The organism is Streptococcus gordonii (assembly GCF_001553855.1).
Lineage (GTDB): Bacteria > Bacillota > Bacilli > Lactobacillales > Streptococcaceae > Streptococcus > Streptococcus gordonii.
In genome coordinates this window covers 1-215 of record NZ_LQWV01000030.1, presented here as the reverse complement: position 1 = coordinate 215, position 215 = coordinate 1, and the positions used below count along the sequence as shown (strand labels likewise).

The window sequence follows — 215 nt, the reverse complement described above, 5'->3', positions numbered from 1 at the left end:
CCGACAAGAAATAAGGTCCCAGCAGAATCCCTATGACGGTACCTAGACTCCCCGCCACCAAACCGTAAAGAGAAAACTTGCGAATGATATCTCGGCTATGATAGCCTAGAGCCTTAAAAACACCTGCATTCGTTCGTTCCTCGTCGACAAAGCGAGTCATGGTGGTAAAGGTCACCATAGCTGCCACCAGTTAGAGCACCACCGAGAAGATATTG

General features: G+C 48.8%; 1 pseudogene. It reads right to left on the bottom strand.

Annotated features, from left to right (window positions below):
• Positions 1–215: pseudogene (locus AWH02_RS10720) on the bottom strand (FtsX-like permease family protein); the annotation flags it as partial.